Origin of the sequence: Vreelandella vilamensis, assembly GCF_031451755.1 — a bacterium.
GTDB classification, from domain to species: Bacteria; Pseudomonadota; Gammaproteobacteria; order Pseudomonadales; family Halomonadaceae; genus Vreelandella; species Vreelandella vilamensis.
In genome coordinates this window covers 100,284-123,809 of sequence record NZ_JARWAN010000007.1, presented here as the reverse complement: position 1 = coordinate 123,809, position 23,526 = coordinate 100,284, and the positions used below count along the sequence as shown (strand labels likewise).

The 23,526-nt window shown below is 55.2% G+C and carries 25 protein-coding genes; 13 read left to right on the top strand and 12 right to left on the bottom strand.

Annotated elements, in window-relative coordinates; genetic code table 11:
• Window positions 1–95: 95 nt before the first annotated feature.
• The gene (locus QC823_RS06465; RefSeq protein ID WP_309655535.1) at window positions 96–1,280 is read left to right on the top strand and encodes a BaiN/RdsA family NAD(P)/FAD-dependent oxidoreductase; all 1,185 of its coding nucleotides are present in this window, start codon (window positions 96–98) and stop codon (window positions 1,278–1,280) included.
• Between the two features lie 9 nt (window positions 1,281–1,289).
• Here the strand turns inward: QC823_RS06465 and QC823_RS06460 are convergent, their stop codons facing one another.
• From QC823_RS06460 to QC823_RS06445, 4 genes are all read right to left on the bottom strand, one after another.
• Window positions 1,290–1,598, bottom strand: a complete 309-nt coding sequence (locus QC823_RS06460; protein WP_309655534.1) for a YqjK-like family protein — start codon at window positions 1,596–1,598, stop codon at window positions 1,290–1,292.
• Window positions 1,585–1,989, bottom strand: a complete 405-nt coding sequence (locus tag QC823_RS06455) for a phage holin family protein (RefSeq protein ID WP_309655533.1) — start codon at window positions 1,987–1,989, stop codon at window positions 1,585–1,587. Before QC823_RS06455 ends, QC823_RS06460 begins: the two co-directional genes overlap by 14 nt.
• Window positions 1,989–2,321, bottom strand: coding sequence for an ElaB/YgaM/YqjD family protein (locus QC823_RS06450; protein ID WP_309655532.1), 333 nt, complete (start codon window positions 2,319–2,321; stop codon window positions 1,989–1,991). The genes QC823_RS06455 and QC823_RS06450 overlap by 1 nt, the downstream gene beginning before the upstream one ends.
• Before the next feature lie 131 nt (window positions 2,322–2,452).
• Entirely contained in the window at window positions 2,453–3,514 is a 1,062-nt protein-coding gene (locus QC823_RS06445) for a phospholipase A (protein ID WP_309655531.1), read from the bottom strand.
• Window positions 3,515–3,678: 164 nt separating this feature from the next.
• On the opposite strand from QC823_RS06445, the gene mscK reads away from it, so the two are divergent.
• Window positions 3,679–6,978 (top strand): mechanosensitive channel MscK, encoded by a 3,300-nt coding sequence (gene mscK / locus QC823_RS06440; protein WP_309655548.1) that lies wholly within the window; start codon window positions 3,679–3,681, stop codon window positions 6,976–6,978.
• On the opposite strand, the gene QC823_RS06435 is transcribed toward mscK, so the two are convergent.
• Window positions 6,975–7,730: a TlyA family RNA methyltransferase gene (locus QC823_RS06435; RefSeq protein WP_309655530.1), complete on the bottom strand. Its 756-nt coding sequence runs from the start codon at window positions 7,728–7,730 to the stop codon at window positions 6,975–6,977. The genes mscK and QC823_RS06435 overlap by 4 nt on opposite strands.
• A 3-nt stretch (window positions 7,731–7,733) precedes the next feature.
• A complete protein-coding gene (locus QC823_RS06430) occupies window positions 7,734–9,773 on the bottom strand; it encodes a hypothetical protein (protein WP_309655529.1) in 2,040 nt (679 codons plus the stop codon).
• Between the two features lie 223 nt (window positions 9,774–9,996).
• On the opposite strand from QC823_RS06430, the gene QC823_RS06425 reads away from it, so the two are divergent.
• From QC823_RS06425 to QC823_RS06415, 3 genes are all read left to right on the top strand, one after another.
• Window positions 9,997–10,323 carry a DUF1820 family protein gene (locus QC823_RS06425; RefSeq protein ID WP_309655528.1) on the top strand — a complete coding sequence of 109 codons (327 nt, stop codon included), beginning with the start codon at window positions 9,997–9,999 and terminating at the stop codon, window positions 10,321–10,323.
• Between the two features lie 61 nt (window positions 10,324–10,384).
• Complete coding sequence (locus QC823_RS06420; protein ID WP_309655527.1) at window positions 10,385–11,023, top strand: TIGR04211 family SH3 domain-containing protein; 639 nt, start codon at window positions 10,385–10,387, stop codon at window positions 11,021–11,023.
• 30 nt (window positions 11,024–11,053) lie between these two features.
• Window positions 11,054–11,686, top strand: coding sequence for a class I SAM-dependent methyltransferase (locus QC823_RS06415; protein WP_309655526.1), 633 nt, complete (start codon window positions 11,054–11,056; stop codon window positions 11,684–11,686).
• A 120-nt stretch (window positions 11,687–11,806) separates the two neighbouring features.
• Here QC823_RS06415 and QC823_RS06410 read toward each other — a convergent pair whose 3' ends face one another.
• Complete coding sequence (locus tag QC823_RS06410) at window positions 11,807–12,400, bottom strand: YajG family lipoprotein (RefSeq protein ID WP_309655525.1); 594 nt, start codon at window positions 12,398–12,400, stop codon at window positions 11,807–11,809.
• Window positions 12,401–12,533: 133 nt separating this feature from the next.
• Here QC823_RS06410 and QC823_RS06405 point away from each other — a divergent pair, with 133 nt between their 5' ends.
• Window positions 12,534–13,148, top strand: a complete 615-nt coding sequence (locus QC823_RS06405; RefSeq protein ID WP_309655524.1) for an alpha-ketoglutarate-dependent dioxygenase AlkB family protein — start codon at window positions 12,534–12,536, stop codon at window positions 13,146–13,148.
• Between the two features lie 101 nt (window positions 13,149–13,249).
• On the opposite strand, the gene QC823_RS06400 is transcribed toward QC823_RS06405, so the two are convergent.
• Genes QC823_RS06400 through cysP form a run of 4 tightly spaced genes read right to left on the bottom strand, consistent with a single transcriptional unit; the run spans window position 13,250 to window position 17,107 of the window.
• Entirely contained in the window at window positions 13,250–14,344 is a 1,095-nt protein-coding gene (locus tag QC823_RS06400; protein WP_309655523.1) for a sulfate/molybdate ABC transporter ATP-binding protein, read from the bottom strand.
• On the bottom strand, window positions 14,341–15,168 hold the full coding sequence (gene cysW, locus QC823_RS06395) for a sulfate ABC transporter permease subunit CysW (protein ID WP_309655522.1): 828 nt from the start codon (window positions 15,166–15,168) through the stop codon (window positions 14,341–14,343). Before cysW ends, QC823_RS06400 begins: the two co-directional genes overlap by 4 nt.
• Complete coding sequence (gene cysT, locus QC823_RS06390; protein ID WP_309655521.1) at window positions 15,168–16,034, bottom strand: sulfate ABC transporter permease subunit CysT; 867 nt, start codon at window positions 16,032–16,034, stop codon at window positions 15,168–15,170. Before cysT ends, cysW begins: the two co-directional genes overlap by 1 nt.
• A gap of 8 nt (window positions 16,035–16,042) precedes the next feature.
• Window positions 16,043–17,107: a thiosulfate ABC transporter substrate-binding protein CysP gene (gene cysP / locus QC823_RS06385; protein WP_309655520.1), complete on the bottom strand. Its 1,065-nt coding sequence runs from the start codon at window positions 17,105–17,107 to the stop codon at window positions 16,043–16,045.
• A gap of 218 nt (window positions 17,108–17,325) precedes the next feature.
• Here cysP and rpe point away from each other — a divergent pair, with 218 nt between their 5' ends.
• From rpe to QC823_RS06350, 7 genes are all read left to right on the top strand, one after another.
• A complete protein-coding gene (gene rpe / locus QC823_RS06380; protein ID WP_309655519.1) occupies window positions 17,326–18,027 on the top strand; it encodes a ribulose-phosphate 3-epimerase in 702 nt (233 codons plus the stop codon).
• Window positions 18,028–18,040: 13 nt separating this feature from the next.
• On the top strand, window positions 18,041–18,772 hold the full coding sequence (locus QC823_RS06375; RefSeq protein WP_309655518.1) for a phosphoglycolate phosphatase: 732 nt from the start codon (window positions 18,041–18,043) through the stop codon (window positions 18,770–18,772).
• 2 nt (window positions 18,773–18,774) lie between these two features.
• Window positions 18,775–20,259: an anthranilate synthase component I gene (trpE, locus tag QC823_RS06370; RefSeq protein WP_309655517.1), complete on the top strand. Its 1,485-nt coding sequence runs from the start codon at window positions 18,775–18,777 to the stop codon at window positions 20,257–20,259.
• Window positions 20,260–20,488: 229 nt separating this feature from the next.
• Complete coding sequence (locus tag QC823_RS06365; protein WP_309655516.1) at window positions 20,489–21,061, top strand: anthranilate synthase component II; 573 nt, start codon at window positions 20,489–20,491, stop codon at window positions 21,059–21,061.
• A 33-nt stretch (window positions 21,062–21,094) separates the two neighbouring features.
• Window positions 21,095–22,114 carry an anthranilate phosphoribosyltransferase gene (gene trpD / locus QC823_RS06360; RefSeq protein WP_309655515.1) on the top strand — a complete coding sequence of 340 codons (1,020 nt, stop codon included), beginning with the start codon at window positions 21,095–21,097 and terminating at the stop codon, window positions 22,112–22,114.
• 56 nt (window positions 22,115–22,170) lie between these two features.
• Window positions 22,171–22,974: an indole-3-glycerol phosphate synthase TrpC gene (trpC, locus tag QC823_RS06355; RefSeq protein ID WP_309655514.1), complete on the top strand. Its 804-nt coding sequence runs from the start codon at window positions 22,171–22,173 to the stop codon at window positions 22,972–22,974.
• Window positions 22,975–23,033: 59 nt separating this feature from the next.
• Entirely contained in the window at window positions 23,034–23,261 is a 228-nt protein-coding gene (locus QC823_RS06350; protein WP_309655513.1) for a hypothetical protein, read from the top strand.
• A 49-nt stretch (window positions 23,262–23,310) separates the two neighbouring features.
• Here the strand turns inward: QC823_RS06350 and QC823_RS06345 are convergent, their stop codons facing one another.
• The gene (locus QC823_RS06345; protein ID WP_309655512.1) at window positions 23,311–23,517 is read right to left on the bottom strand and encodes a DUF2905 domain-containing protein; all 207 of its coding nucleotides are present in this window, start codon (window positions 23,515–23,517) and stop codon (window positions 23,311–23,313) included.
• Between the last annotated feature and the right edge of the window lie 9 nt (window positions 23,518–23,526).

Sequence of the window (23,526 nt, the reverse complement as noted above, 5' to 3'; positions counted from 1 at the left end):
TAGGCTCAAGTATACACAAAGCAAGAGGCCTCATTACGCTGGCGATTCATCGCGCAGCTGGTACCCTGAGCACTATTATCAACAGGATGGCTAATATGACCTATGATGTAGTGGTGATCGGCGCGGGGGCTGCCGGCCTCATGTGTGCAGCGCAAGCCGGCTATGCTGGGCGCCGAGTGCTGTTACTTGACCATGCGAATAAAGCAGGTAAAAAAATTCTGATGTCCGGCGGTGGACGCTGTAACTTTACCAATCTCGCCACCACGCCACAGCATTTTTACTCAGAAAATCCTTATTTCAGTATCTCAGCGCTTAAGCGTTACCGCCCCGAGCACTTTGTTGAACTTGTCGAGCGCCACGGCGTTGATTATGTAGAAAAGGCGCCTGGACAGCTGTTTTGTGCAACCTCGGCCAAAGACATCGTGCGGGTGTTACTCACCGAATGTGAGTGGGCGGGTGTGGACGTACAGCTGAAGACGCGTATTGATAGCGTCGAGCGAAAGGGGGATGGTATGCAGCTCACCACTTCTCAAGGCTCTATCGATGCTGGGGTGGTGGTGGTCGCCAGTGGCGGACTTTCGATCCCTACCATGGGAGCGACAGGGTTTGGCTATGATATCGCCCGCCAGTTTGGGCTTGAGGTGCTGCCTACCCGCCCGGCGTTGGTGCCGTTTACCCTGAGCGAGCCGTGGAAATCGCGCTTTGCCGAGCTCGCCGGTGTCAGCGTGGACGTCTCCGTGAGTTGCCGGGGAAAGTCGTTTCTTGAGCCCATGCTCTTCACTCATCGCGGTGTTTCAGGCCCGGCGATGTTGCAGATTTCAAGCGTCTGGCAGACAGGCGATGCCTTGACCCTTAATCTTTTGCCGTATGAAGACGCGGGTGAAGCATTACGATACGCCCGCGACGCGACGCCCAAGCGTCAGCTTTCAACGTGGTTGGGGGAGCGTTTCCCCAAGCGGTTGGTTCAGGCGTTAATGAGCTGGTATGTCGATGCGCAAGAGACTCGGCCGCTGGCTCAGTATCGTAATAGCGAGCTTGAGGACTGGGCGGCGCGTCTTAATGCGTGGAAGCTTAAACCGTCGGGAACGGAAGGCTGGCGTACGGCGGAAGTCACGCTTGGCGGTGTGGATACTGCAGCAATTTCTTCAAAAGACTTCACCGTCAAAGGTTTACCCCAGTTGCGCTTTATTGGTGAAGTGCTTGATGTAACGGGTGAGCTTGGCGGGTTCAACTTTCAATGGGCATGGGCCAGTGGCGTGGCCTGCGGTCAGGCATGTTAACGCGTTTGGCTAATGCGTTAACCGCCTGATTTTTTTCAACGCAACATAACCAGCGAGTGCGCGTTTGCCTACATAAAGTAGCCGGTTTGGTTGACGCAAAAGCTTCCACGCCACCACTCCGCCCAATAAGGTGAGTGGAGTTTTGTAACGGACAATGCCTTGCCACGTCGCATCTAGCGGAGCGCCTGCGCGTTTTAAACGTATGCTCTCCACCATCATGTCGATACGTTGCTGTTCTAAGCGGTTTAATAGTTCACGCTTACGTTCAGCACGTGACAATACGTTGTTGTTAGTGTTTTTGTGGTCAGTGCTTTTCATGGGGCTCGGCATCGTCGTCTAGCTCCATTAGCGCTCGATCCGTGGAGAATTGATTCAGTGTTTCTTTAAGCAGGGTATGCCGTTTCGCTTGGCGAATAGCAATAATTCCCAGCAGTAGGCTGGCGAAAAGCAAAACACCCGCACTGACACTAATGGCGGCAATGCGATAACTGTCCCAAAAAAGGATAATCACCAAGGCCGTTAATGTTGCTACTCCTAAGAGCAGTAACAAAAGGCTAGCGCCAGCGAGCAGAATCAACGTAAGTAAGCGAGCGCGCTCTTCCTCAAGCTCCAACACCGCTAAACGCAGACGCGTTTCGCCATTAGCAAGTAACGTTTTAAGTAAGCGTTTAGCGGCGGAAAAGACGCGTTGGCTAGGCCCTACCGCCATTACTTACGCCCAAGCAGTAATCCTACGACAACGCCGGCTGCCGCGCCGATGCCGATGCTGGTCCACGGGTTATCATGCACATAGCGGTCGCAGCAATCGGCTTGCTGGGTAATTGAGTCGCGGGTTTCGCTATAGATTTTTTCACCACGGGCTTCTAGGCGTGAGCGAGTATCTTTTAGACGACGCTCGGCACGCGAGCGCAAGTCACTCATTTCAGTGCTGGCGTCTTTTGCCGTGGCGTTAACCAGCTCCTCAACGGTTTCGCTGAGTTGACGCAGGTCATCTTTGAGCTGTTCAGACTGTTCGGAATAATTTGAAGGACGTTTGGCCATTGAAGTCTTCCTTTGACGGTAAAGTGAATAAAAAAGTCACTTACAGCATAGCAGCCACAGTGCATGAGACAAGAAGCATGAACGAGTATTTTGCCGTGGAGTTGCTAACGTCGGCCTGGGCTGGGTGATCACTAGCGGTTTAAACCGCTGGGGGTAAACAGCGGATTAAGGCTAAAACCGATGCTTAAACGGTGCACACGGTGGTCATAATCAATCAGGCTCTCGCCGTAGCCGTAATAGTATTGCAGATGGGCACGCAGGTTGTTAAACGTGGGCCAGCTGTAATCAATTTGGGTGCCGTAATTACCATGGTTGGGGTTGCCGCGTAACAGTGCGGTCACTTCGTGGTCTTGGTTCAGCCGCTTCGCAATACGTATGTCGCCATTGCCCATAAAGTGATGAATGTTGGGGTTGTCATCTTTACTTTCTGTTTCCGGGATGCGCCAGTGAGGAGAAAGCATGATCGCCCAATCATCGCGCTGAAAAATGCTTTCGATATATACGCGATTCCAACTGCGCGATAGGGGGTCAGAACGCCCATTAGACTGATGGTTAAGCGCAATACGGTTACGGGCATTGACCCAACCGAAAATATTCCAGGCGTTATCGAAATCGATAAATAGCTCAGGCTCATAATTGGTTTCACGAAACGGTGAGGAGGCATCAGTATTGTAGGCTTGCCACCAGCTACGCTGGGTATAACCAAAATAAAGGTCACCATGACCAAGAAACAATCCGTTTGCGATGCCCACTTTGGTACTGAACTGAAATTTTAATTCAGCCTTGTCAGGCGGCGTGTCGGTATCGATAGCGCGAAAATTGGCTCGGTTTGGGTTGGTGTTGTAGCTCAGGGGAAGCAGATAATTGGTGCGATGCGCGGTAATTGAAAAAGGGTTGAGGTTGGAAGCTTGTTCCAGCTCGCGCCGCTCGTTGATCTCTGTCACAGCGATAACTTCCGCCTGAGGCGCACTTTGCATATCGGCTCGCTCAAAAAATGCTTGGCGACGGTTGGCTTCTTGGCGCCTTTCTAGGCTTTCAAGCTCTTCATTCAGCGCGTTTAACTCATTGTTGAGCGCCTGGATTCGCGCGGCAATAGACTCAGCGTCGCGATTTGGCTCTTGGGCGGTGGCGTGGGCCGCCATCACGAACGTTAGGGAAAGAAACGCTGCTAGCCATCGAAACCGGGTGACCATGTTATGGACTCTTTTGTGGTGAAAAAGTGAATACGAGCCTCGTTTCTATCACGCTAGTGGGGGAAGTCAACTTATCTTGATTGCTCTGGACATAACAAGCGCTGACAATACGTTCAAGCGCTGTTCACAAGCGCCTTCATCGAGGGGTGTCGAGGGTGACGGATATGTTTGGCTGGCGGGGTTCAGCCTTCTTGCGCGTGTTTTTGTTCAGTATCTGCCTGTTTTGGGCAAGCGGAGCGTGGGCGGTTAATGTTGATGATGTGCCACCCCCAGACGTGCTGCGCGAGCGCTTAATAGCGTTAACGCAGGTTGACGGAGAGCTCAGTACCGAGCAGCTGCCTCATAAGGCCGCCCTTGAAGCATCGCTGCAAACCTATGAACGGTTAGCCGCGTTGCAAGCGCGTTTTGAGGCGCTAGAGCAGCGCGTTGCGCTTGCGCCCAATGAACTTCGCCGCTTGGAGCGTGAAATTGCGCAGGCGTCGCAAGACGTGGAACCAGTGTCGATGGCAGCGTTGAGCGAACAACCGCTCAATGTCTTAGAGGCGGATCAAGCGCAAGCGATGGTGACGCTGCAGCAGCAACAAAACCAACTGGCGGAAATCAATGCCCAGCTGCTATCGACGCAGACGCTACCCGAGCGGGCACAGCAAGCGATCGCTTCGGCGATACAGCGCGTGGAACGCTTACGCCGTGAGTATGACGCCTATGCGTCGCGTTTGGTGGATCGCCCGCTTTCCGAGTCGGACAATCCAGAGCTGATGCGCTTACGCTTAGAGCGTACACTGGCAGAGCGTGAGATCAGCTTTCATCAATATGAGTTAACCACAAATAGCCGCTTGCGCGAGCTGGCACAAGGGCAGCAGGAACTCGTTGCACTTAACATTCATCGCCAAGAGCAATATCTTGAGCGGCTGCAGGGCGTGATCGAGCGTAAGCGTCGTCTATTGTCCGAGCAGGCCATCACCGATGCCACGCGCGATGATCCTCTTATTGCGACGGGTCACCCGGTTGTTGCTCGTGCGCAAGAGGTCAATCAATCGCTGAATTTAGAGTTGCTGCGGGCGACAGACCGGGCAAATGGCGTGGCACGGGAGGGCATTGAAATTCAGCGCCAGCTTGACAGTATTCGTCAGTTGCAGCGCACGCTAAATGAGCAAATTGAGGCGATTCGCGGGAGTCAGCTGTTATCGCGGATTCTGCGTGAGCAACGTCAATCCCTTCCAAATGTCACCCAGCGGCGTGATCTGCAAGATGAAATTGCCGATTTACGCTTAAAACAGTTTGATTTAATTCGTCAGCGTGATCAGCTGCGCCAAAGCGAGCGCCTTGCGTCACAGCGCCTAAAAGAGGCTGGGGTTGAGGTGACGCCAGGTCTGATGGACTCGCTTATACGGCTTTATCAGTCGCGCCGTGAATTGGTTGAGCAACTCGATCAAGCCTACAGCACGCTACTGAGCGCGGCCATTGAACTACAGCTCAATTATCAGCAGCTGGTGGCGACCACGCGCGAGTTGCGGGAAACCATTGACGAGCAGCTGTTTTGGGTCGCCAATAGCCGGCCGCTGGATGTGAACTGGTTGCGTAATCTCCCCGGCTACCTGCAAAGCGAATGGTCGGAAGGGGAGTGGCGTTCGGTGCTGGCCTTGCGCTTCTCTCGTGATAGTTGGGCGGTGCCAAGCGGCGTGCCATTCCTTTTTCTGGCGATTATATTGGGGGTGCTGCGGCGGCGGATTAAAACACGTCTGGCGGCGTTGCATGCGCAAATAGGGCGTTTGAAACGCGATACCCAGCTACATACCCCTAAGGCGGTCTTCTTGAATGTGCTTTTAGCATTGCCGGGAGGTTGCGTGCTGGCAGGGGTGGGGGTTGGTTTGCAGGCACCGGCCCTGATTCAGCTCGCAGTACTGTGGGTTGTCGTTGCGTTAGGGCGGCGCTTGTTGGTTCCAGGTGGCGTGGCTGAGTCCCATTTTAATTGGCCAGCCGCGTATAACGCCCGTGTAAGGTACGGGTTAATCGGCTTGGGTGTTGCGCTAGCGCCGGTGGTCTCAATCGCCGCGATGACCGAGGCGATTCAAACACCGTTAGCAATGCGCCCGATCGCCTTTTTGCTCTTCACCTTGGGGCTTCTCACCATGAGTGTGCTGTTGGCGAAGCTAGTACTTGCCCATGTGCCATTTTTTGGCGTGCATCTCTTTCGCATTGTGCTGGGGTTGGCGATGGCCCTCGTGCCGCTTGTTCTGTTGGGGGTTGTGGCCTGGGGCTATGAATATACGGCGCTAAAGCTAACCGGGCGCTTTGTGGTAACGCTTTACCTTTTGGGCCTGTGGGTCGTGATAGAGGCCACCGTGGTGCGCAGTTTGGCGGTAGCCGCCAGGCGATTGGCCTACCGCCGTGCCTTGGCACGTCGCTATGCGCAAGTTCAAGAGGGCGCTGAAGGCGGCGTCGACGTGGTGGAAGAGCCGCCGTTGGATATGGAGCAGATCAACGCGCAGTCATTACGCCTCTCACGTTTGATCTTGCTCATTGCGTTTACTGCGCTGCTTTATGGTGTGTGGTCTGACCTTTGGGGCGTGCTGAGCTATTTGGATGGCGTCTCTCTAATAGAGGCGGTTGAGGGTGAGTTGGTTGAAGAGGCGCTATCGATTTCTGATTTATTTTCGGCGCTGTTGATTGTCGCGGTTACGTTTGTCATGGCGCGTAACTTGCCGGGGCTGTTGGAAGTGATGGTGCTATCGCGACTGGCGCTAAAGCAGGGGAGTGCTTACGCGATTAGCTCACTGCTGTCTTACGTTATTGTGGGTACGGGGATAGTGATGGCGCTAGCCACGCTTGGCGTGTCTTGGAACAAACTGCAATGGTTAGTAGCGGCGCTGAGCGTTGGATTGGGCTTTGGCCTGCAGGAAATTTTCGCTAACTTTATTTCGGGTTTGATTATCCTTTTCGAGCGTCCGATTCGGATTGGTGACACCATCACGCTGGGTAACTTACACGGCACGGTGAACCGCATTCGCATTCGCGCGACGACGGTAACCGACTTCGATCGCAAAGAGATCATTATCCCCAATAAAACCTTTGTGACCGATCAGCTGATCAACTGGTCGCTGTCTGACAAAATCACCCGAGTAGTGCTGACATACGGCGTGATGCATGGCTCTGATTTGCCCAAAGTGCATGAGTTGTTGCATCAGGCGGCTAAAGAGAACGCGCGCGTGTTAACCGACCCGGAACCGCAAGTGTTCTGCTTAAGCTACGGGCCGCATAGCCTTAACTTCGAGCTGCGCATTTTCGTGAACGACCTGCTTGATCGTCTCTACGCGGCCGATGAAGTCAATTGCCGGGTGGATGCCTTGTTCCGTGAGGCTGGCATACGGGTGGCTTTCGAACAGATGGATGTGTGGCTACACGGCGACACAACGTCGCCGGTGCACGTGCAATCAGCGAAACGTATTGCAAAGGGCGATTAACGCTTGACGGCGTGAAGCAGAAACTCCCGGTTGCCATCGCCGCCGGTAATCGGGCTCTCTTGCCAGTGAGCGATAGCAAAGTCGCAGGCGGCACAAGCGCTGCGTAACTTCTCTTCTACGTCGCGGTAGCGGCGAGTGTCGCGCACGATGCCGCGCTTATCCAATGCGGCCGGGTCAAGTTCGAACTGTGGTTTCACCAGAGAGATAAGCTCACCGTCGACCGGCAGCAGTGCGGCGATTTCCGGTAAAATCAGCGTTTGCGAGATAAACGACACATCCATGACCGCCGTGCTGAGCGGGTGCGTGTTAAGCACGTTTAAAAGCGCTGGATGATCGCGCATGGCGCGGGCGTTAATACCTTCCAAGCAGGTAACGCGCGGGTCATCTCGAAGTGTAGGCGCCAGCTGATCATGGCCGACGTCAACGCCAATGACGTGCCGTGCGCCAAAGCGTAACGCGCAATCGCTAAAACCGCCGGTGGACTGGCCGATGTCAAGCACGACGCGATCATCCAGGCGTTTGTTTAACGCACTCAGAACCGCTTCAAGCTTTAGCCCAGCGCGGGAAACGTAGCGTTCTTCCGGGTCGTCTTCCACCTGTAGCGGTGTATCGTCAGGAAGCTTTTCGCTGGCTTTGGTCAGTGTGGTGTGGGTATCCACACGTGATACGCGCCCATGGCGAATCAGCCGTTGGGCGCGAGTGCGAGACGTGGCCAACCCTTGGCTGACCAATAGTTGGTCAAGACGTGGCATGGCTTATGCTTTTGGGCCTTCCACGATGCCTTCACCGGCCTGAGGGTCGGTAGGCGGTAAACGCTCGCCCCCCCAGCTGCGATACAGATACCCTTTTACCTGTTCAAGTTCGTCATCGGGAATGGAGGCTAGCTCGCCGCTTTCCAACGGGTCAAAGTGGTAGATATAAAGCCGCGAGACAAACTGCGCAAAAAGCAATGAGGCTTCGCCAAAACGCTCGCCGTTGCCTGCTGTGCTAACGATGACATCGTCGCCCCAATCTTGGCCACTGTCATTGTTGGGGTTGTAGAAATAAATGCGCATTTTGCCGTCAGGGTCGAGTGAGGCGCGCAAAATGGTAATCGCGTGCCAGCCGATAAAACGCCCGGCGCTGTCGGTCACCGCAATGCCCGCGGGTTGCGGGTGAATCAGCGGCTGGTTGCCGTTGTAATATGGGTGATAACTGACATAGAAATGGCGCAAAAAGTCGTCCACGTCGACGAGTTTGCCGGTGCTAACGTCGACGTTGATACGGAACCCACGGCCTGACCACCAGCCATGAAACTCAGGGTTCACCCAGCGGTGTGGGTCGCCCTCACGGCCGATGCAGCGACGACCCATTTCGGCATAGATGCGGTCAAGGTGAGGAACTACGATCAAAGAAACCGGGTCGAGGTCCATTGGCAATTCCGTCGCCACACCCGAGAGGCTTGCCATTGAGGAGATTGGCTGGCCTTCAAAGTGCATGATGATCTCATCGTCTCGTGCTGCCCAAGCGACCATCTGCAACAGATAATCGGGGTCGTTATAAGCCCACATCGAGAGTGCCCGCGCGGATTGGCAGGTAGGATTGTTACCTTGGCCCACCCCCAAAGGTAGCCCCAGCATGCACAGCACGCCCTCAATCAGGCGGGCTCGTGGTGAGGCGAACTCACCATAAGCGATATTAAGCCGTGCCTCTGACCATTCAGAGAGCTTAAGCCCTAGCTGGCGCCATATGGCCGGTGCCACTGGGGCTTGGTAGAGAATGCCTCGCTCTAGCACCAACGCAAGCCCATATGCCGCTTGTGCAGTGGCAGGGAAAACCCCACCGCGAATCAGGGCGTGTACGAGCTCGCGATAGCACAGTAAACAGTCCCGCCCGGTAGACGAAAGCCCGAGGGCTTCTGACACCAAATAGTCGCTCGCGTCCAGCAGGTGACGTAACAGCACTGGGTGGTAGGGCGAAACCAAACCGGTATCGTGCATGGCGCGGGCAAACCCGGTCGCTTCGGCCTGAAGGGCGGCGCTGTCCATGCGCTCTAGGCGTTCGCGGTAGATGTCGACCCCGGGGTCTTCTTGGCACGCTTGCGTTGGGCCATAGAGCGAACTGACAAGACGCGCCGCGCCTTGGCCACTGGCACCAAGGTCGATCTCTGGGTTGGTCTGACACAACGCGATCTGAGTGATCATTTGCTTGATGGCGTCGACCTGAATGGGGCGCTGTTTCAGGATGCGCCAAATTTCGTCAATTAGCCTATCGACGATATGCACGTAGCCGATACCTTCGGCTAGGTGTTGAAACAACTGGCGCGGGATATTGGCGAGCTGCCCTTGAGTTTCACGCTCGGCTTCTGACGGGGCGGAGAACAGTAGCCACAGGTTAAGCGCCATTACCTGGGTCAGGTAGTGGTGAGCGTGTTCGGCGGAAATGCTATCGTGAATGTACTCGCCCTTTGCCACAGCCAAAAGCCGTAGCTCGCTTAAGGCCTCGATGACCACCACGATAGGATCAGGGCTTTTGAGGGCATAGGTGGTAAGCGAGGGCACAAGGTATTGCGGGGTTTCCCAGTCGGAGCCCAAGAAAACACCGGCGTCTTCCAGCACGGCAGCGCGCGCTTCGATTGCCGCGCAGCCGCCCGGTTGAAGCAGTATTTGTCGTGCTGTCTCCATCACATGAGGTAATTTCTCCGCCTTGGATACTTCGGGCTCCCGCGCAAGCAGGTAAACCGCCTCATCTAGCTGCTTTTCGATTTCGCTAAGCTTTTCGTCTCCCTGCGGAGATGTTGTGTTTTCCGTCGTCACAGTGACTCCTTATCCCAACCTTTGAAGGGGATTATACATAGAAGTCGAGGCCTTCTTGATGTTTTAGTCGGCCGCACACGTTGTGAGTACTAATTCCCACCATACAGCCGAAGCCGCTTGGCGGCTATGGGATCATTATTTGGGTGCTCAACGCCTGGGTGCTAAAAGCCGAGCTATGGTAGTCTAGTACGCTTTATCATCGATTATAGAGGACTGGGCCAAGATGGCGGCCAAGCCGATCTACCGCGTAGTGGTGCACCAGCAAGGTGAAGTGTGGGAACTCTATGTTCGCGAAATCTTTCAAAGCGAACTATGGGGGTTTATCGAGGTGGAAGAGTTTGTCTTTGCCGATGCCAATCGCGTGGTGGTTGACCCGGCAAGCGAGAAGCTTGAACGCACTTTTGAAGGCGTTAGCCGAAGCTATTTGCCGATGAATGCTATTGTGCGCATTGATGAAGTTGAGCGAGAAGGCCCGCTTAAGGCGGTAAAAAGTGATGCCCGTGTGGCAGAGTTTCCACGTCCCTTCTCGATGCCACCACGAAATGAGTGAAGCGACGCCTGACGCGGCGCAGCGCTTTGTGTAAAGGTCTAAAACGTTTAAGGCACTGTTTATGCGAGTGAAAAATTGTCGTGTACGCGCCGTTGCCGTGGCGCTTGGCATGCTGCTCAGCGCAGTAAGCGCCTCAGCCGTTGCTCAGTCGGAAGATACCGCTTGGGTATCCGATGAGCTCAGCACTTACGTACGAAGCGGCCCGACCGATGGGTATCGTATCGTCGGCACGTTAACCGCCGGTGAGCAGGTTCAAGTACTTGAATCCAGTGGCGATTATACCCGCGTGCGCAATAGTGAGGGTGATACCGTCTGGGTGTTGAGCAATGAGCTTCAGAGCTCGCCCAGCGCGAGCGAGCAGTTACCTGCCTTAGAAACGAGAGTGGAGGAGCTGACCGACGAGCTTGAAGGCATCAATTCAGCGTGGGAGCAACGCGTTGCGTCCATGACCGAAACGCTTGAAATGCGTGAAGGGCGAATTGCGGAGCTGCAAAACCGCAACGCAGCGCTTGATCAAGAATCTGATCAATTGCGCCAACAAGTCCGCTCGTTGCAGGCGCGGCTGGATACCCAGGAAGAAGATTTGCTGCTGCGCTATTTTATGTACGGTGGCGGGGTAGCCGGTGCGGGATTGGTGGTCGGTTTAATCGTGCCGCATCTGCCGCGTCGGCGTAAAAAACGCGACCGTTGGTTTCAATAAGATCGGCAGGCTTAAGTAAGGAGATCACTGATGCGCGAGCAATGGCTAAAGCGCTGGCGGGAAGGGCGCATTGGCTTTCACTTAGCGCAAACCCACCCAGCGTTGGTTCGCCACTGGAAGGCGCTTGGGGTACCAAGCCGTGCCAAAGTGCTCGTGCCTCTATGTGGTAAAAGCCTGGATATGCGTTGGTTGTCTGAGCAGGCGCATCCGGTATTAGGTGTGGAGCTTGCGCCTGAAGCGATAGCGCAATTTCTTGCCCAACGCAGTGGTGACGTATCGCGTTATCACCAAGCCGGTTTTGATATCGCTCGCCAAGGCAGCGTTGAGCTGTGGCAAGGGGATTTTTTCCACCTGCATATCCGGCAGGTGGATGAAGTGGGCGCCTTTTATGACCGCGCTTCATTGATTGCGCTACCGCCCGCCACCCGTAAGCGCTACGCTTTTCACCTTGCGCAGCTGGTGCCGCCAGGGGCGAAAGGGCTACTGATCAGCTTGCGGCGTTGTGATAGCGACGCTGGCCCTCCCTACAGCGTCAGCCATGAAGAAATTGATGCGCTGTTCACCCCTAACTTTCGGTTGGAGATGTTGGAGGAGAGTGCGCCCGATGAACGTGGCTTCGCCGAGAGTGTTTGGGCCTTAGAAAGGCGTGGTCCGCTGGAGTAGGCGTTGTTTTACAGCAAAAATGATATGCCATCCTTCGACAGGCTCAGGAAGAACGATTTGCGGCAACTTCCGCTCGTCCTGAGTTTGTCGAAGGGAGCTTGTCGAAGTTTTTATCTGGCGTTAGCGTGCCAGGAGTTCAGCAAGCTCTGGGTCGCTAAATGCGCGGTCCAATCCATCGCTTAATAAATCGTTCAGCATCCGCGTATTCGCGGCTTCACCGGGTTTGACCGCAAAGCTCTGGGTGCGCCGAGAGGTGTAAGTGCCGGTGTAGGTCGTGCCCTGGTGGCGGCCAATGGCACGAAAGACGCCTTCCAGCTGTGCTTCATCTAGCGCTGGCTGGCTACTATCGCCATGCACGTAGGTGAGACTTGCCAATTCCAGAATGAGCGAAGGACGTCCATCGGCTTTTTCCATTGTTGGGGTGAAGCCCATATCCCGTACGGCGCGTTCGGCTTCTTTTTGTAAATGAGGAATCAGCTCGTGGCTGCTCACGGTAATGGTGGCCGTCGACATTCCCGAACCGCTACGCTGGCCGATTACATCCGTAGCACGCCCATCTTGTGCCATCACCGTGACACGTTGCCCTTGGCCGGTTTGCGGTACGTCGGCGCTGCGCGTGGGAGAAAGGCTTAAATAGTGGGGGCTCGCGCAGCCCGCTAACCAAACGCTGGCAAGCAAGGCTCCTGATAAAGTAAGAAAACGACGCCGTAACATTGGGTTCTCCCCTATGGCTAAAGCATTAGTATAACGCGGGTATCGCGTTGGCGGTATGTTCAGGCGACCGGCATTGCGTTGCTGCTTTCAACGCCGCGCGGTTTCACCTGGTGAGCACGCAATAGGTATCGCTATGACGTTTACAGATCTATTTGAAAACGATGGTATGAAGTTGGTTAATCTGCTTCCACGGGATGGAGAGGTCAACTATCACGGCAAGATCCTGGATACAGTCACCGCCGATAGGTATTTGGATAAGTGCATGAGCGAATTACGCTGGGAGCATGATCGCGCGTTTATTTATGGAAAAGAGATTACCACCAAGAGAAAGGTAGCATGGTATGCCGATGCGCCGGTCTCCTATACGTACTCTGGGTATACCAAGGTAGCGTTAGTTTGGCCGGACCTTTTGCGCGAGATTAAACAGGTAGTGGAGAGCCACTGCACAGACGTGTTTAATTCCTGCCTGGCTAATGTCTATAGCGTCGGCGAGGAAGGCATGAGCTGGCACAGTGATGCCGAAAAAGATCTTGTTGAAAATGGCACAATCGCGGCGTTGAGCCTTGGCGGCGAGAGAAAGTTTTCGTTTAAGCATAAGCAAACAGGGGAGACGGTGGCGCTTTGTTTAGCGCATGGAAGTTTGTTAATAATGAAAGGCATCACACAGAAGCATTGGTTACATAGCTTGCCAAAAACCAGGAAAAACGTAGGGCCTCGGGTTAGCCTTACGTTTCGGCAAATGCGTTAGGCATCCATGCCAATATGCGCATCAAAAAGGAGGCCAACAGCGCCAATGTGATCGCCGATACAGTGGCGTGCCGGTCGCACCCTTGATCTAGTTGCCAGGCCCTAAGCCACATGGCGTTGCTCAGGCGCTTTTGACTCTGCCTCGGGGAAGCGATGCCATTGGCGCAGATGGACGTAAAGGCGTAGCCCACGACGCAGCGCCAAACGCTCGAAATCAGCATGACGCACGGTGGCAAGCCACGGCTTCGCCAACCAATCCGCTTCGAGCTCAACGCGTACTTCGGCGCCCACCGGAGAAATGGCGGTAATCGTTACCGGCAAATGGCTCTCGGGGGAAGGCGCCTCTGCTAGGCGCACCTCATGCGGGCGCAGTAATAGCTCTTCGTGGCCATCGGGCAGATCCACGGTTAAGCGCGCGTCACCGCAAGTGAGCACGCCGTTGCGCACGCGGCCTTCCAGGTGGTTGACGTCGCCTAAAAACTCAAACACAAAACGGTTTTTGGGCACGCGATAAAGCGTCTCCGGCGAGTCGATCTGCTCAATACGGCCGTTACTCATCACCACCACGCGGTCAGAGAGTTCAAGTGCTTCTTCTTGATCGTGAGTGACAAACACGCTGGTGAAGTTGAGTTCGTCGTGTAAATGGCGCAACCAGCGACGCAATTCTTGGCGCACCTTGGCATCGAGAGCGCCAAACGGCTCATCGAGAAGCAATACATCGGGTTTGACCGCCAGTGCCCGTGCGAGTGACACCCGTTGCTGTTGCCCGCCGGAAAGCTGAGCGGGGTAGCGATTGGCGAGGTGCTCCAGCTTGACCATTTCCAACAGCCGGAAGACTCGCGAGCGAACCTCGCCGCTGCTGGGGCGGCGCTTACGCGGCATGACCGTCAAACCGAAGGCGACGTTATCGTACACCGTCATGTGGCGAAACAAGGCGTAATGTTGAAACACAAAGCCGATGCGTCGGTCGCGCACGTGAACGTTGGTAACATCGCGCTCACCGAACAAAATCTTACCGGGTTCACGAGCATGGTCGGCGTTTTCCAGCCCCGCGATAATCCGCAATAGCGTGGTTTTGCCTGACCCCGAGGGGCCTAGTAGGCCAACCAACTCACTTTCGTGGATATCAAGATTGACTGGCTCTAACGCCTGGGTGGCACCAAAGTGTTTGCCAATATTGTGTAAGTGAATGCTCATATGAATGCCTCCCGGCGTGATGCGCGCCATTCCAGGGTGGCTTTAGCAGCCAGTGTCAGTAGGGCAATGAGGGCCAACAGTGAGGCGCTGGCAAAGGCGCCCACGGTGTTGTAATCCTGGTAAAGCTGTTCTAAATGCAGTGGCAGCGTATTGGTTTGACCACGAATTGCCCCGGATACCACCGAGACCGCGCCAAACTCACCCGCCGCGCGGGCATTGGTCAGAATCACGCCGTACAACAGCGCCCAGCGGATATTGGGTAGCGTGACGCGCCGAAACAGGGTCCAGCCACGGGCACCGAGTGTAACCGCCGCTTCTTCTTCTCGTGAGCCTTGCGCCTGCATCAGCGGAATGAGCTCGCGGGCCACAAAGGGGCAGGTGACAAACACGGTCACCATTAATATGCCCGGCCAGGCGAACATCAGCTGAATATCGTGGCTATCCAGCCAAGCGCCCATCCAGCCATTGCGTCCGTAAAGCAGCAGGTAAATCAGGCCCGCCACCACCGGTGAGACGGCAAACGGAATATCAATCAGTGTTTGTAAAAGCCGCCGGCCAGGAAAGCTAAAGCGCGTCACGAGCCAGGCGAGTGCCACGCCAAACACCAAGCAGATTGGGATGGTCAAAAGCGCCACACCCAGCGTCAGGGCAATGGCGTGCAGTGTGTAGGTGTTGCTGACGTTACTCCAAAAAACACCAACGCCTTGGGAAAACGCCTGGGCAAAGATAGCCACCAGCGGCAGCAACAAAAAGAGCGCCGATAGCACCACTGCAGCGCCAATCAGCACGCGGCGCACGGCCGGGGCATCACCGATACGACGCATTAGCCTTTTCCTCCGTGTAAGCGGCGAATGAAACGGCCTTGCCAAATATTGATAGCAAGAAGCAAGGTCAGCGAGACAAACAGCACCACCGAGGCAATCGCCGAGGCACCGGCATAGTCATACTCTTGAAGTTTAACGAAGATCATTAAGGCGGTGATTTCGGTTTCGTAAGGCGTGTTGCCGGCGATAAAAATGATCGCGCCGAACTCCCCCAGCGAGCGCACAAACGCAAGCCCTGTGCCGGTGACAATGGCAGGCCACAGGTGAGGAAGAATCACGCGTCGAAACGCCACGCCATCGCGTGCCCCTAGCGACATGGCTGCCTCGTCCACTTCATTGGGCATGTCTTCCAGCACCGGCTGCACCGTGCGTACCACAAAGGGAATGCTGGTAAACGCCATGGCCAACGCAATCCCGACCCAGGTGTAAGCGACTTGAAAGCCTAAGGGCTCCAGTAAGCCGCCCATCCAGCCGCTGTTGGCGTAGAGCGTGGCGAGCGTGATCCCGGCCACTGCCGTGGGCAGCGCAAAAGGTAAGTCCATTAGCGCGTCAAGCAGGCGCTTGCCGGGGAATTCGTAGCGCACCAATACCCAGGCCAGCAGTAAGCCAAAGATCGCATTCACTATCGCGGCAACGGCTGCCGCGCCGATGGTGACCATATAGCTCGCGACGACGCGGCCTTCGGTCACAATCGCCCAGTATTCAGCCAAGCTAAGATTGGCCAGTTGGCCAAATAAGCCCGTCATGGGCAGCAGCAGTACCAGCGAAATAAACAGCACGCTGATGCCCATCGAGAGGCCAAAGCCTGGGAGAACCCGCTTTTGACCGGCAGCGATGCGACGAGTGCTAAGCGCAGCCAAGCTCATGGAATACCTCAGCGACGCTGGAGCTGGTCGAGAAGACCGCCGCTGCCGAAATGGGTGTCCATGACGTTATCCCAGCTGCCAAAGACATCGTTGACTTCCAAAAGCTCGGTTTCCGGGAAGTGATCGGCGAATTCAGCGACCACGTCTTCGTTGTGTACACGGTAATTGAAGCCCGCGAGCAAGCGCTGCATTTCCTCGGTGTAAAGGTATTCCAGATAGCCATGCGCCAGGTCTTCGTTACCGTTGTCCTCGGCATTTTCCTCTACCACGGCCACCGGGAATTCCGCCAGTATGCTCACCGGCGGCACGATGACTTTATAATCATCGCTGCCGTACTCACCGCGGATGTTGTTGACTTCCGACTCAAAGCTGATGAGCACGTCGCCCATGCCCCGCTCGATGAAGCTGGTGGTGGCACCACGGCCGCCGGTGTCGAATACCACAACGTTGCGCAGGAACGTACGCATAAAGTCGTGAATTTGCTCTTCGTTACCGTCGAAATGCTGGTCGGCAAATCCCCAGGCCGCCAAGTAGGTGTAACGCCCATTGCCCGAGGTTTTCGGATTAGGGAAGACGATATCGATATCTTCGCGTGCTAAGTCGTCCCAGCTTTCGATACCTTTGGGGTTACCGTCGCGTACCAAAAAAGCGGTGGTGGAATAGTAGGGCGAGGCGTTGTTATCGAACGCATCTTGCCAATCCTCAGCGACCAGGCCGGCATCGGCGAGCACTTGCACGTCGGTGACCTGGTTGAACGTCACCACATCCGCACGCAGGCCTTGCAAAATAGCGCGTGCCTGGGCGGAAGAGCCGCCGTGGGATTGGCTTACGCTCACGTCTTCGCCGTGCTCTTCTTGCCACCAGGCCTCAAACTTGGGGTTAATCTCACCAAAAAGCTCGCGCGCGATGTCATACGAGGAGTTCAAAAGCTCGCGCTCCTGTGCCACCGCCGTGGGGGCGGCAGCGCTCGCGGTAACGGCCAGCGCGAGCACGCTGAGGCCTAGGTTTTTACTTATCGCACGTTTCTTACTTATCGTACGTTTCTTGTTTAGCGAGAGATGAGTGAATGGCATGAAAATATTCCTTCGATAGCGTGTGGCCTGAAACGCTCAGGCGAATAACACAAAAGGTTAAACCTGCATTTATGGAATTACAATCATGTTTTATATTCTATTTAAGAATATATGTGTATGGAGTTAGGGATGCCGTCGCCTTTAGAAAAAGTAAACGCAGAACCCCAAGCCCATGCTCTGTTATCATGCGGTTTTTTCGCTAGCCAAGGTTTCACTTCATGACGACTACCCGCGATTTTGTGATTGCGCCTTCGATTCTTTCTGCCAACTTCGCCCGCTTGGGGGAAGAGGTTGATAACGTTCTCGCGTCCGGTGCGGATTGGGTACATTTTGATGTGATGGATAACCATTACGTGCCCAATCTCACCATCGGCCCGATGGTGTGCCAAGCGCTGCGTGATCATGGCGTGACCGCCCCTATCGACGTACATTTGATGGTCAAACCGGTGGATCAGTTAATCGGTGATTTCATCAATGCCGGGGCGAGCATGATTACCTTCCACCCGGAAGCGTCAGACCATATCGACCGCTCATTGCAGCTGATCCGCGACGGTGGCTGTCAGGCGGGATTGGTCTTCAACCCAGCCACGCCACTTTCATACTTGGATTACGTGCTAGATAAGATCGACATGGTGCTGTTAATGAGCGTCAACCCTGGTTTTGGTGGGCAGGCGTTTCTCCCTTCCACACTGGATAAACTGCGTGAGGCGCGGGCCAAAATTGATGCTACGGGGCGAGCAATTCGCTTAGAAGTTGATGGCGGTGTCAAAGTGGATAATATCGCCGAGGTTGCGGCGGCAGGGGCAGACACCTTTGTGGCGGGCTCGGCGATTTTTAAAGCGTTTGAGGCCAATGATCCTAATGGCTATGACTCGGTGCTCAAGCAAATGCGGACTAATCTCGCTTACGCCGGGCAATAACGGAGGAAAACGGGTGCACTTAACGCTTAAGGGGAAGCGGCTTGTGGCGTTCGACCTGGACGGCACATTGATTGACTCTGTACCGGATCTCGCCGTGGCAGTGCAAAAGACGCTCGACGATCAAGGCCTGGCGGTACCGCAAGAGGCGGATGTGCGTGATTGGGTGGGAAATGGTGCTCCGGTGCTGGTGGAGCGCGCGCTTACCTGGGCGTTAAATGAGCCGCCCTCCGAGGAGAGGCAGGCGGAAAGCTATCGCGAATTTTTGGCCCACTACGCTCATGCCCCCAATCGGTTAACCCGGCTCTATCCCGGCGCTGCAGAGACGCTTTCTGTGCTTAAAGAAGCTGGCTTGACGTTGGTGTTGATTACCAATAAACCCGAAGACTTTATCGCCCCGATTCTTGAGCACTTTGACCTCTCAGGTTATTTTGATTTGACCCTTGGGGGTGATTCGCTGGCACGCAAAAAACCTGATCCACTACCGCTTCTTCATGCCGCCGAATATTTTGGCGTTCCTACCTGCGAATGCGCCATGGTGGGGGATTCTCGTCACGACATAGGGGCGGGAAAAGCGGCGGCGTTCACCACGTTCGGCCTGCCCTACGGCTACAATCATGGTGAGCCCATCAGTGATAGCCACCCCGATGTATTGCTCGACACCCTTGATGATCTTATTTCTTCAACGACTGGTTCTTCAACGACTGGTTCTTCAACGACTGTTCTTTCAACGACAGGGACCGCGTGATAATGACCCCCGAATATTTTGCCGAGCTCGCCAAGGCGGGTTATAACCGCATTCCGGTCTCCCGTGATGTGTTGGCGGATTTAGATACACCGCTTTCCACTTACCTAAAGCTTGCCAATACGCCGTGGACATTCTTGCTTGAGTCGGTGCAAGGCGGCGAAAAGTGGGGACGTTACTCGATTATTGGGCTGCCGTGTCACGAACGCATCGAAGTACGCGGGTTTACCGTCCACCACGTTAAAGAGGGTGAAACGCAAGGCGTGACCGAAGTAGAAGACCCGCTGGCGTGGATTGAGCAATTCCAGTCGCGCTTTAAAGTCCCCAAACTGGACGATCAGCCGCGCTTTGATGGCGGGCTGGTCGGGTATTTCGGTTACGACACCATCCGTTATATCGAGCCGCGCTTGCGCGGCGTCAAAAAGCCCGACCCCATCGGTGTGCCGGATATTTTGCTGATGGTGTGCAACGACTTGGTGGTGTTTGACAATCTTTCAGGGCGCTTGACGCTTTTGACTCACGCCGACCCAGAAGAGCCCGATGCACTTGAACGCGCCGAGCGCCATTTAGCGCACTTGGAAAGCCGTTTGCGCGATGCCTATGTGCGCCCGCAAGGCAAGGGTTCTGGACGCTCGGCGGTGGAGGAGAGCGACTTCAACTCCGGTTTTACCCAAGAAGGCTTTAAAGCGGCGGTGGAGAAAATCAAAGAGTACGTGCTGGCGGGTGACATCATGCAGTGCGTGCCCTCGCAACGCATGTCGACCTCTTACCAGTCTGCGCCGCTGGATCTCTACCGCGCGTTGAGAAGCCTCAACCCGTCGCCTTATATGTACTATCTCAACCTCGACGATCATCAGGTTGTCGGCTCGTCGCCAGAAATCCTTACCCGCACCGAAGGGAGCGAGGTGACGGTACGCCCCATTGCCGGCACGCGAAAGCGCGGCAAAACCGAAGAGGAAGATAAGGCGCTGGAAGCGGAGTTGCTGGCCGACCCTAAGGAGCGCGCTGAGCACTTGATGCTGATTGATTTGGGCCGCAACGATGTCGGCCGAATTAGCGAAGTGGGCAGCGTTGAAGTCACCGATCAGATGGTGGTGGAGCGCTACTCGCACGTCATGCATATTGTCTCGAATGTGACCGGAAAGCTGAAACCGGGGCTCACCGCCATGGACGCGTTACGCGCTACTTTCCCTGCCGGTACGGTTTCTGGCGCGTCGAAAATTCGCGCGCTTGAAATCATCGATGAAGTCGAGCCGGTCAAACGGGGTATCTACTCAGGTGCGGTGGGTTACCTCTCTTGGCACGGCAACATGGACACCGCGATCGCCATTCGTACCGCCGTGATCAAAGACGGCCAGGTTCACGTGCAGGCAGGCGCCGGCATTGTCGCGGATTCCGTGCCGGAAATGGAGTGGCAAGAAACGCTCAATAAAGGCCGCGCGCTGTTTCGCGCCGTGGCGATGGCCGAGCGAGGGCTGGATAATCTGTAGTCGGCCTGAAGTCGTCGGCCTGAAGTCGTCGGCCTGAAGCAGCAGGCAACTCGCCGGATTGGGTGATGTTGCGCACGAGCCCCTGCACGCTAGGCCTGGGTTGCGGTATCATCAATAGCAAATGGTTTCACCAAATAACGGGGTTAGCGGGCCAATGGCGCACGGGCAGGGGGTTCAAGAAAAGGTGGCACAGGAAAAGGCAGCGCCACAAAGCGCGAAACGAGTTGTCATGCTCGATAACTACGACAGCTTCACGTTCAACATCGTCCAGTACCTGGGCGAGTTAGGCGCTGAGGTGCTGACGCACCGCAACGATGAAATCGGTATTGCGGATATTGAAGCGCTTGCGCCCACCCATTTAGTAATTTCTCCCGGGCCTTGCACGCCGTCTGAGGCGGGGCTTTCCATGGAAGTGATTCAGCACTTTGCCGGTCGACTGCCCATTTTGGGTGTGTGCTTAGGGCATCAAGCCATTGGTCAAGTTTACGGTGGTCAGGTGGTGCGCGCACCGCAGGTTATGCACGGCAAAACCTCCGCCATCGAGCATACCGGCGAGGGCGTTTTTGCCGGGCTTGAAAACCCCTTGGAAGTGACGCGCTATCACTCGTTGGTGGTGGAAAAAGCGAGCCTGCCTGAGTGCTTGGAAATCACGGCCTGGACGAGTGACGATGATATTACACCGGGCCTTATCATGGGATTGCGCCACCGTGAGCTCGATATTGAAGGCGTTCAATTTCATCCTGAATCGATCCTGACCCGTCAAGGCCACGCGTTATTGGCCAACTTTCTTAAACGCGCTTGACCGTTCACCCTTAACTAAGAGGCTCACGTTTTCATGCAGATGCGAGATGCTATTCACGCGGTCATGTGCCGCGAAGACCTCTCTTTTGAGGCGATGCACGCGCTGATGCGCCAGATCATGACCGGCGAGGCGACCGATGCTCAGATTGGTGGCTTGCTCGTCGGGCTAGCCATGAAAGGCGAAAGCGCCGTGGAGATCAGTGCGGCGGCCAAAGTGATGCGTGAGCTGATGAATCGCGTTGAGCTCAATGCCGATAACGTGGTGGATATTGTGGGTACGGGTGGCGACGGGGCTAACCTTTTCAATGTCTCCACCGCCGCCAGCTTTGTTGCCGCGGCCGCCGGAGCGCATGTGGCCAAACACGGTAACCGCAGCGTGTCGTCTTCTTCTGGTAGCGCTGATCTTTTTGATGTGGCGGGTATCTATCTTGATTTAAAACCCGAACAAGTCGCGCGCTGTATTGAGCAAGTGGGCGTTGGCTTTATGTTTGCGCCCAACCACCACCCGGCGATGCGCCACGCGATCGGCCCACGCCGTGAGATGGGCGTGCGCACTCTATTCAATATTCTTGGCCCGCTCACCAACCCGGCCAGCGCGCCTAACCAAGTGCTGGGTGTATACGCCCGAGAGCTTGTGCCGTTAATGGCAGAGGTGATGCAGCACTTGGGTAGCCGGCATGTCATGGTGGTGCACGCCGAAGACGGCTTGGATGAAATTTCGCTGGCCGCGCCCACGCAGGTGGCGGAGCTGAAAGACGGCGCGATTCGCCACTACACCATCACACCCGAAGAACTCGGCATTGCCCGTCAGAGTCTTGCACCGCTAAAGGCGGCTAGCGCAGAGGATAGCCTGCGTTTGGTCCAAGCCTCACTAATCGGCGAAGGCGCGGCAGCGGATATGGTCGCGCTCAATGCCGGGGCCGCGCTTTATTGTGCGGGGGTTGCCGATACGCTGAAAGAAGGTGTGATGGTGGCGCAGGATGCTCAAGCCTCCAAACTGCCGCTGGAAAAGCTAAAAGAGCTTGCGCACTTTACTAGCGTTTTCAAACACTAATGCTTGCAAGAGCCTAACGCTTGCACAAGCAGCGTGATTCAACAAAAGAGAATTCCATGACACAACAGGCTACGCCCACGATTTTATCCCGCATTCTCTCGCGTAAGGACGAAGAAGTCGCTGAGCGCTGCCAAGCGGTTTCCGAAAAAGAACTGCTGGCGCTTGCAGAGAAGCAGAGTGCACCGCGTGGCTTTATTCGCGCGCTGAATAAACGCATTGAGCAAGGCGATGCGGCGGTGATTGCCGAGGTGAAAAAAGCTTCACCCTCTAAGGGGGTTATTCGTGAGGACTTTGATCCGGCGGAAATCGCGGCACGCTATGCTGAAGGCGGGGCGGCGTGCCTTTCCGTGCTCACTGATGCGGATTTTTTTCAGGGTCACGAAGATTACCTCATGGCCGCGCGCGATGCTTGCGACCTGCCAGTGATCCGCAAAGACTTCATTATCCACGGCTACCAAGTCACCGAGGCGCGCGCCATTGGCGCTGACTGCATCCTGCTGATCGCAGCGGCCTTAGATGATGCCAAGCTTAACGACCTTTACCAACAGGCAAATGCGCTGGGTATGGATGTGTTGGTAGAAGTCCATAACGCCGACGAGCTTGAGCGTGCGCTGGCGCTGGATATTAAGCTTGTGGGAATCAATAATCGTAACTTACACACCTTCGATACCAGCTTGAACACGACGCTGGATTTGTTGCCGCTTATTCCCGATGACGTGACCGTGATTACCGAGTCAGGCATCCATACCCGCGACGATATCGAGCTAATGCGCGATCACAATATCAACGGCTTTTTGGTTGGTGAAGTCTTTATGCGCGAGGACGACCCCGGTATAGCCTTGAAAAGACTCTTCTTTTAGTACGTCTTCGGTAGCCACGTTTTCAGTTGTCTATATGTAAAATTGCAAGAGAGGATTTAATGGAAGATCCAAAAACGGTAGTAAAAGAGGAACCGCGTAAGAGCCTCATAGTCCTTTTGATCATGGCGGCTTACAACTTTATCTTGGGCGGTATTATCCTTATCGGCGTCCCCCGTGGCACGGCACCCATCGCGGAGAATGTTGGTTGGGTCATGATGATTATTGGCGTGCTTTCAGTGGTGCTCTTCGTTGTGGCACGCCGGCACCGGCTCAAGCAGAAAAAATAAACCGCCAGCCAACAAGGCTTTGTGGGTTAGTTGGGCTGCTGTCGGCGCCTCACCCGAGGCGGTCAATAAGCCAAAGCAGCCCAGACACCAAAAAGCTAACCACAATCATGGTGGTTAAAGGAAAATAAAACGCTGCATTTTCCCGGCGGATCGCAATATCACCGGGAAGTTGGCCCAACGGCAGTTTTGACAGCCAAGGCCAAAAAATCCCGATAGCAACGACTATCAATCCTACGATGATTAGCGTTTTTGACATGGCGAACTC

What these genes read in the sequence shown, in the direction of transcription:
- QC823_RS06410 (WP_309655525.1), bottom strand. Translation starts at nt 12,400, where the DNA reads ATGTTACGGCGTCGTTTTCTTACTTTATCAGGAGCCTTGCTTGCCAGC.
- QC823_RS06465 (WP_309655535.1), top strand. Translation starts at nt 96, where the DNA reads ATGACCTATGATGTAGTGGTGATCGGCGCGGGGGCTGCCGGCCTCATG.
- rpe (WP_309655519.1), top strand. Translation starts at nt 17,326, where the DNA reads ATGACGACTACCCGCGATTTTGTGATTGCGCCTTCGATTCTTTCTGCC.
- QC823_RS06405 (WP_309655524.1), top strand. Translation starts at nt 12,534, where the DNA reads ATGACGTTTACAGATCTATTTGAAAACGATGGTATGAAGTTGGTTAAT.
- QC823_RS06365 (WP_309655516.1), top strand. Translation starts at nt 20,489, where the DNA reads ATGCTCGATAACTACGACAGCTTCACGTTCAACATCGTCCAGTACCTG.
- trpE (WP_309655517.1), top strand. Translation starts at nt 18,775, where the DNA reads ATGACCCCCGAATATTTTGCCGAGCTCGCCAAGGCGGGTTATAACCGC.
- QC823_RS06415 (WP_309655526.1), top strand. Translation starts at nt 11,054, where the DNA reads ATGCGCGAGCAATGGCTAAAGCGCTGGCGGGAAGGGCGCATTGGCTTT.
- QC823_RS06435 (WP_309655530.1), bottom strand. Translation starts at nt 7,730, where the DNA reads ATGCCACGTCTTGACCAACTATTGGTCAGCCAAGGGTTGGCCACGTCT.
- QC823_RS06460 (WP_309655534.1), bottom strand. Translation starts at nt 1,598, where the DNA reads ATGAAAAGCACTGACCACAAAAACACTAACAACAACGTATTGTCACGT.
- QC823_RS06345 (WP_309655512.1), bottom strand. Translation starts at nt 23,517, where the DNA reads ATGTCAAAAACGCTAATCATCGTAGGATTGATAGTCGTTGCTATCGGG.
- cysP (WP_309655520.1), bottom strand. Translation starts at nt 17,107, where the DNA reads ATGCCATTCACTCATCTCTCGCTAAACAAGAAACGTACGATAAGTAAG.
- QC823_RS06400 (WP_309655523.1), bottom strand. Translation starts at nt 14,344, where the DNA reads ATGAGCATTCACTTACACAATATTGGCAAACACTTTGGTGCCACCCAG.
- cysT (WP_309655521.1), bottom strand. Translation starts at nt 16,034, where the DNA reads ATGAGCTTGGCTGCGCTTAGCACTCGTCGCATCGCTGCCGGTCAAAAG.
- trpC (WP_309655514.1), top strand. Translation starts at nt 22,171, where the DNA reads ATGACACAACAGGCTACGCCCACGATTTTATCCCGCATTCTCTCGCGT.
- QC823_RS06445 (WP_309655531.1), bottom strand. Translation starts at nt 3,514, where the DNA reads ATGGTCACCCGGTTTCGATGGCTAGCAGCGTTTCTTTCCCTAACGTTC.
- QC823_RS06455 (WP_309655533.1), bottom strand. Translation starts at nt 1,989, where the DNA reads ATGGCGGTAGGGCCTAGCCAACGCGTCTTTTCCGCCGCTAAACGCTTA.
- QC823_RS06425 (WP_309655528.1), top strand. Translation starts at nt 9,997, where the DNA reads ATGGCGGCCAAGCCGATCTACCGCGTAGTGGTGCACCAGCAAGGTGAA.
- mscK (WP_309655548.1), top strand. Translation starts at nt 3,679, where the DNA reads ATGTTTGGCTGGCGGGGTTCAGCCTTCTTGCGCGTGTTTTTGTTCAGT.
- QC823_RS06450 (WP_309655532.1), bottom strand. Translation starts at nt 2,321, where the DNA reads ATGGCCAAACGTCCTTCAAATTATTCCGAACAGTCTGAACAGCTCAAA.
- trpD (WP_309655515.1), top strand. Translation starts at nt 21,095, where the DNA reads ATGCAGATGCGAGATGCTATTCACGCGGTCATGTGCCGCGAAGACCTC.
- QC823_RS06420 (WP_309655527.1), top strand. Translation starts at nt 10,385, where the DNA reads ATGCGAGTGAAAAATTGTCGTGTACGCGCCGTTGCCGTGGCGCTTGGC.
- cysW (WP_309655522.1), bottom strand. Translation starts at nt 15,168, where the DNA reads ATGCGTCGTATCGGTGATGCCCCGGCCGTGCGCCGCGTGCTGATTGGC.
- QC823_RS06350 (WP_309655513.1), top strand. Translation starts at nt 23,034, where the DNA reads ATGGAAGATCCAAAAACGGTAGTAAAAGAGGAACCGCGTAAGAGCCTC.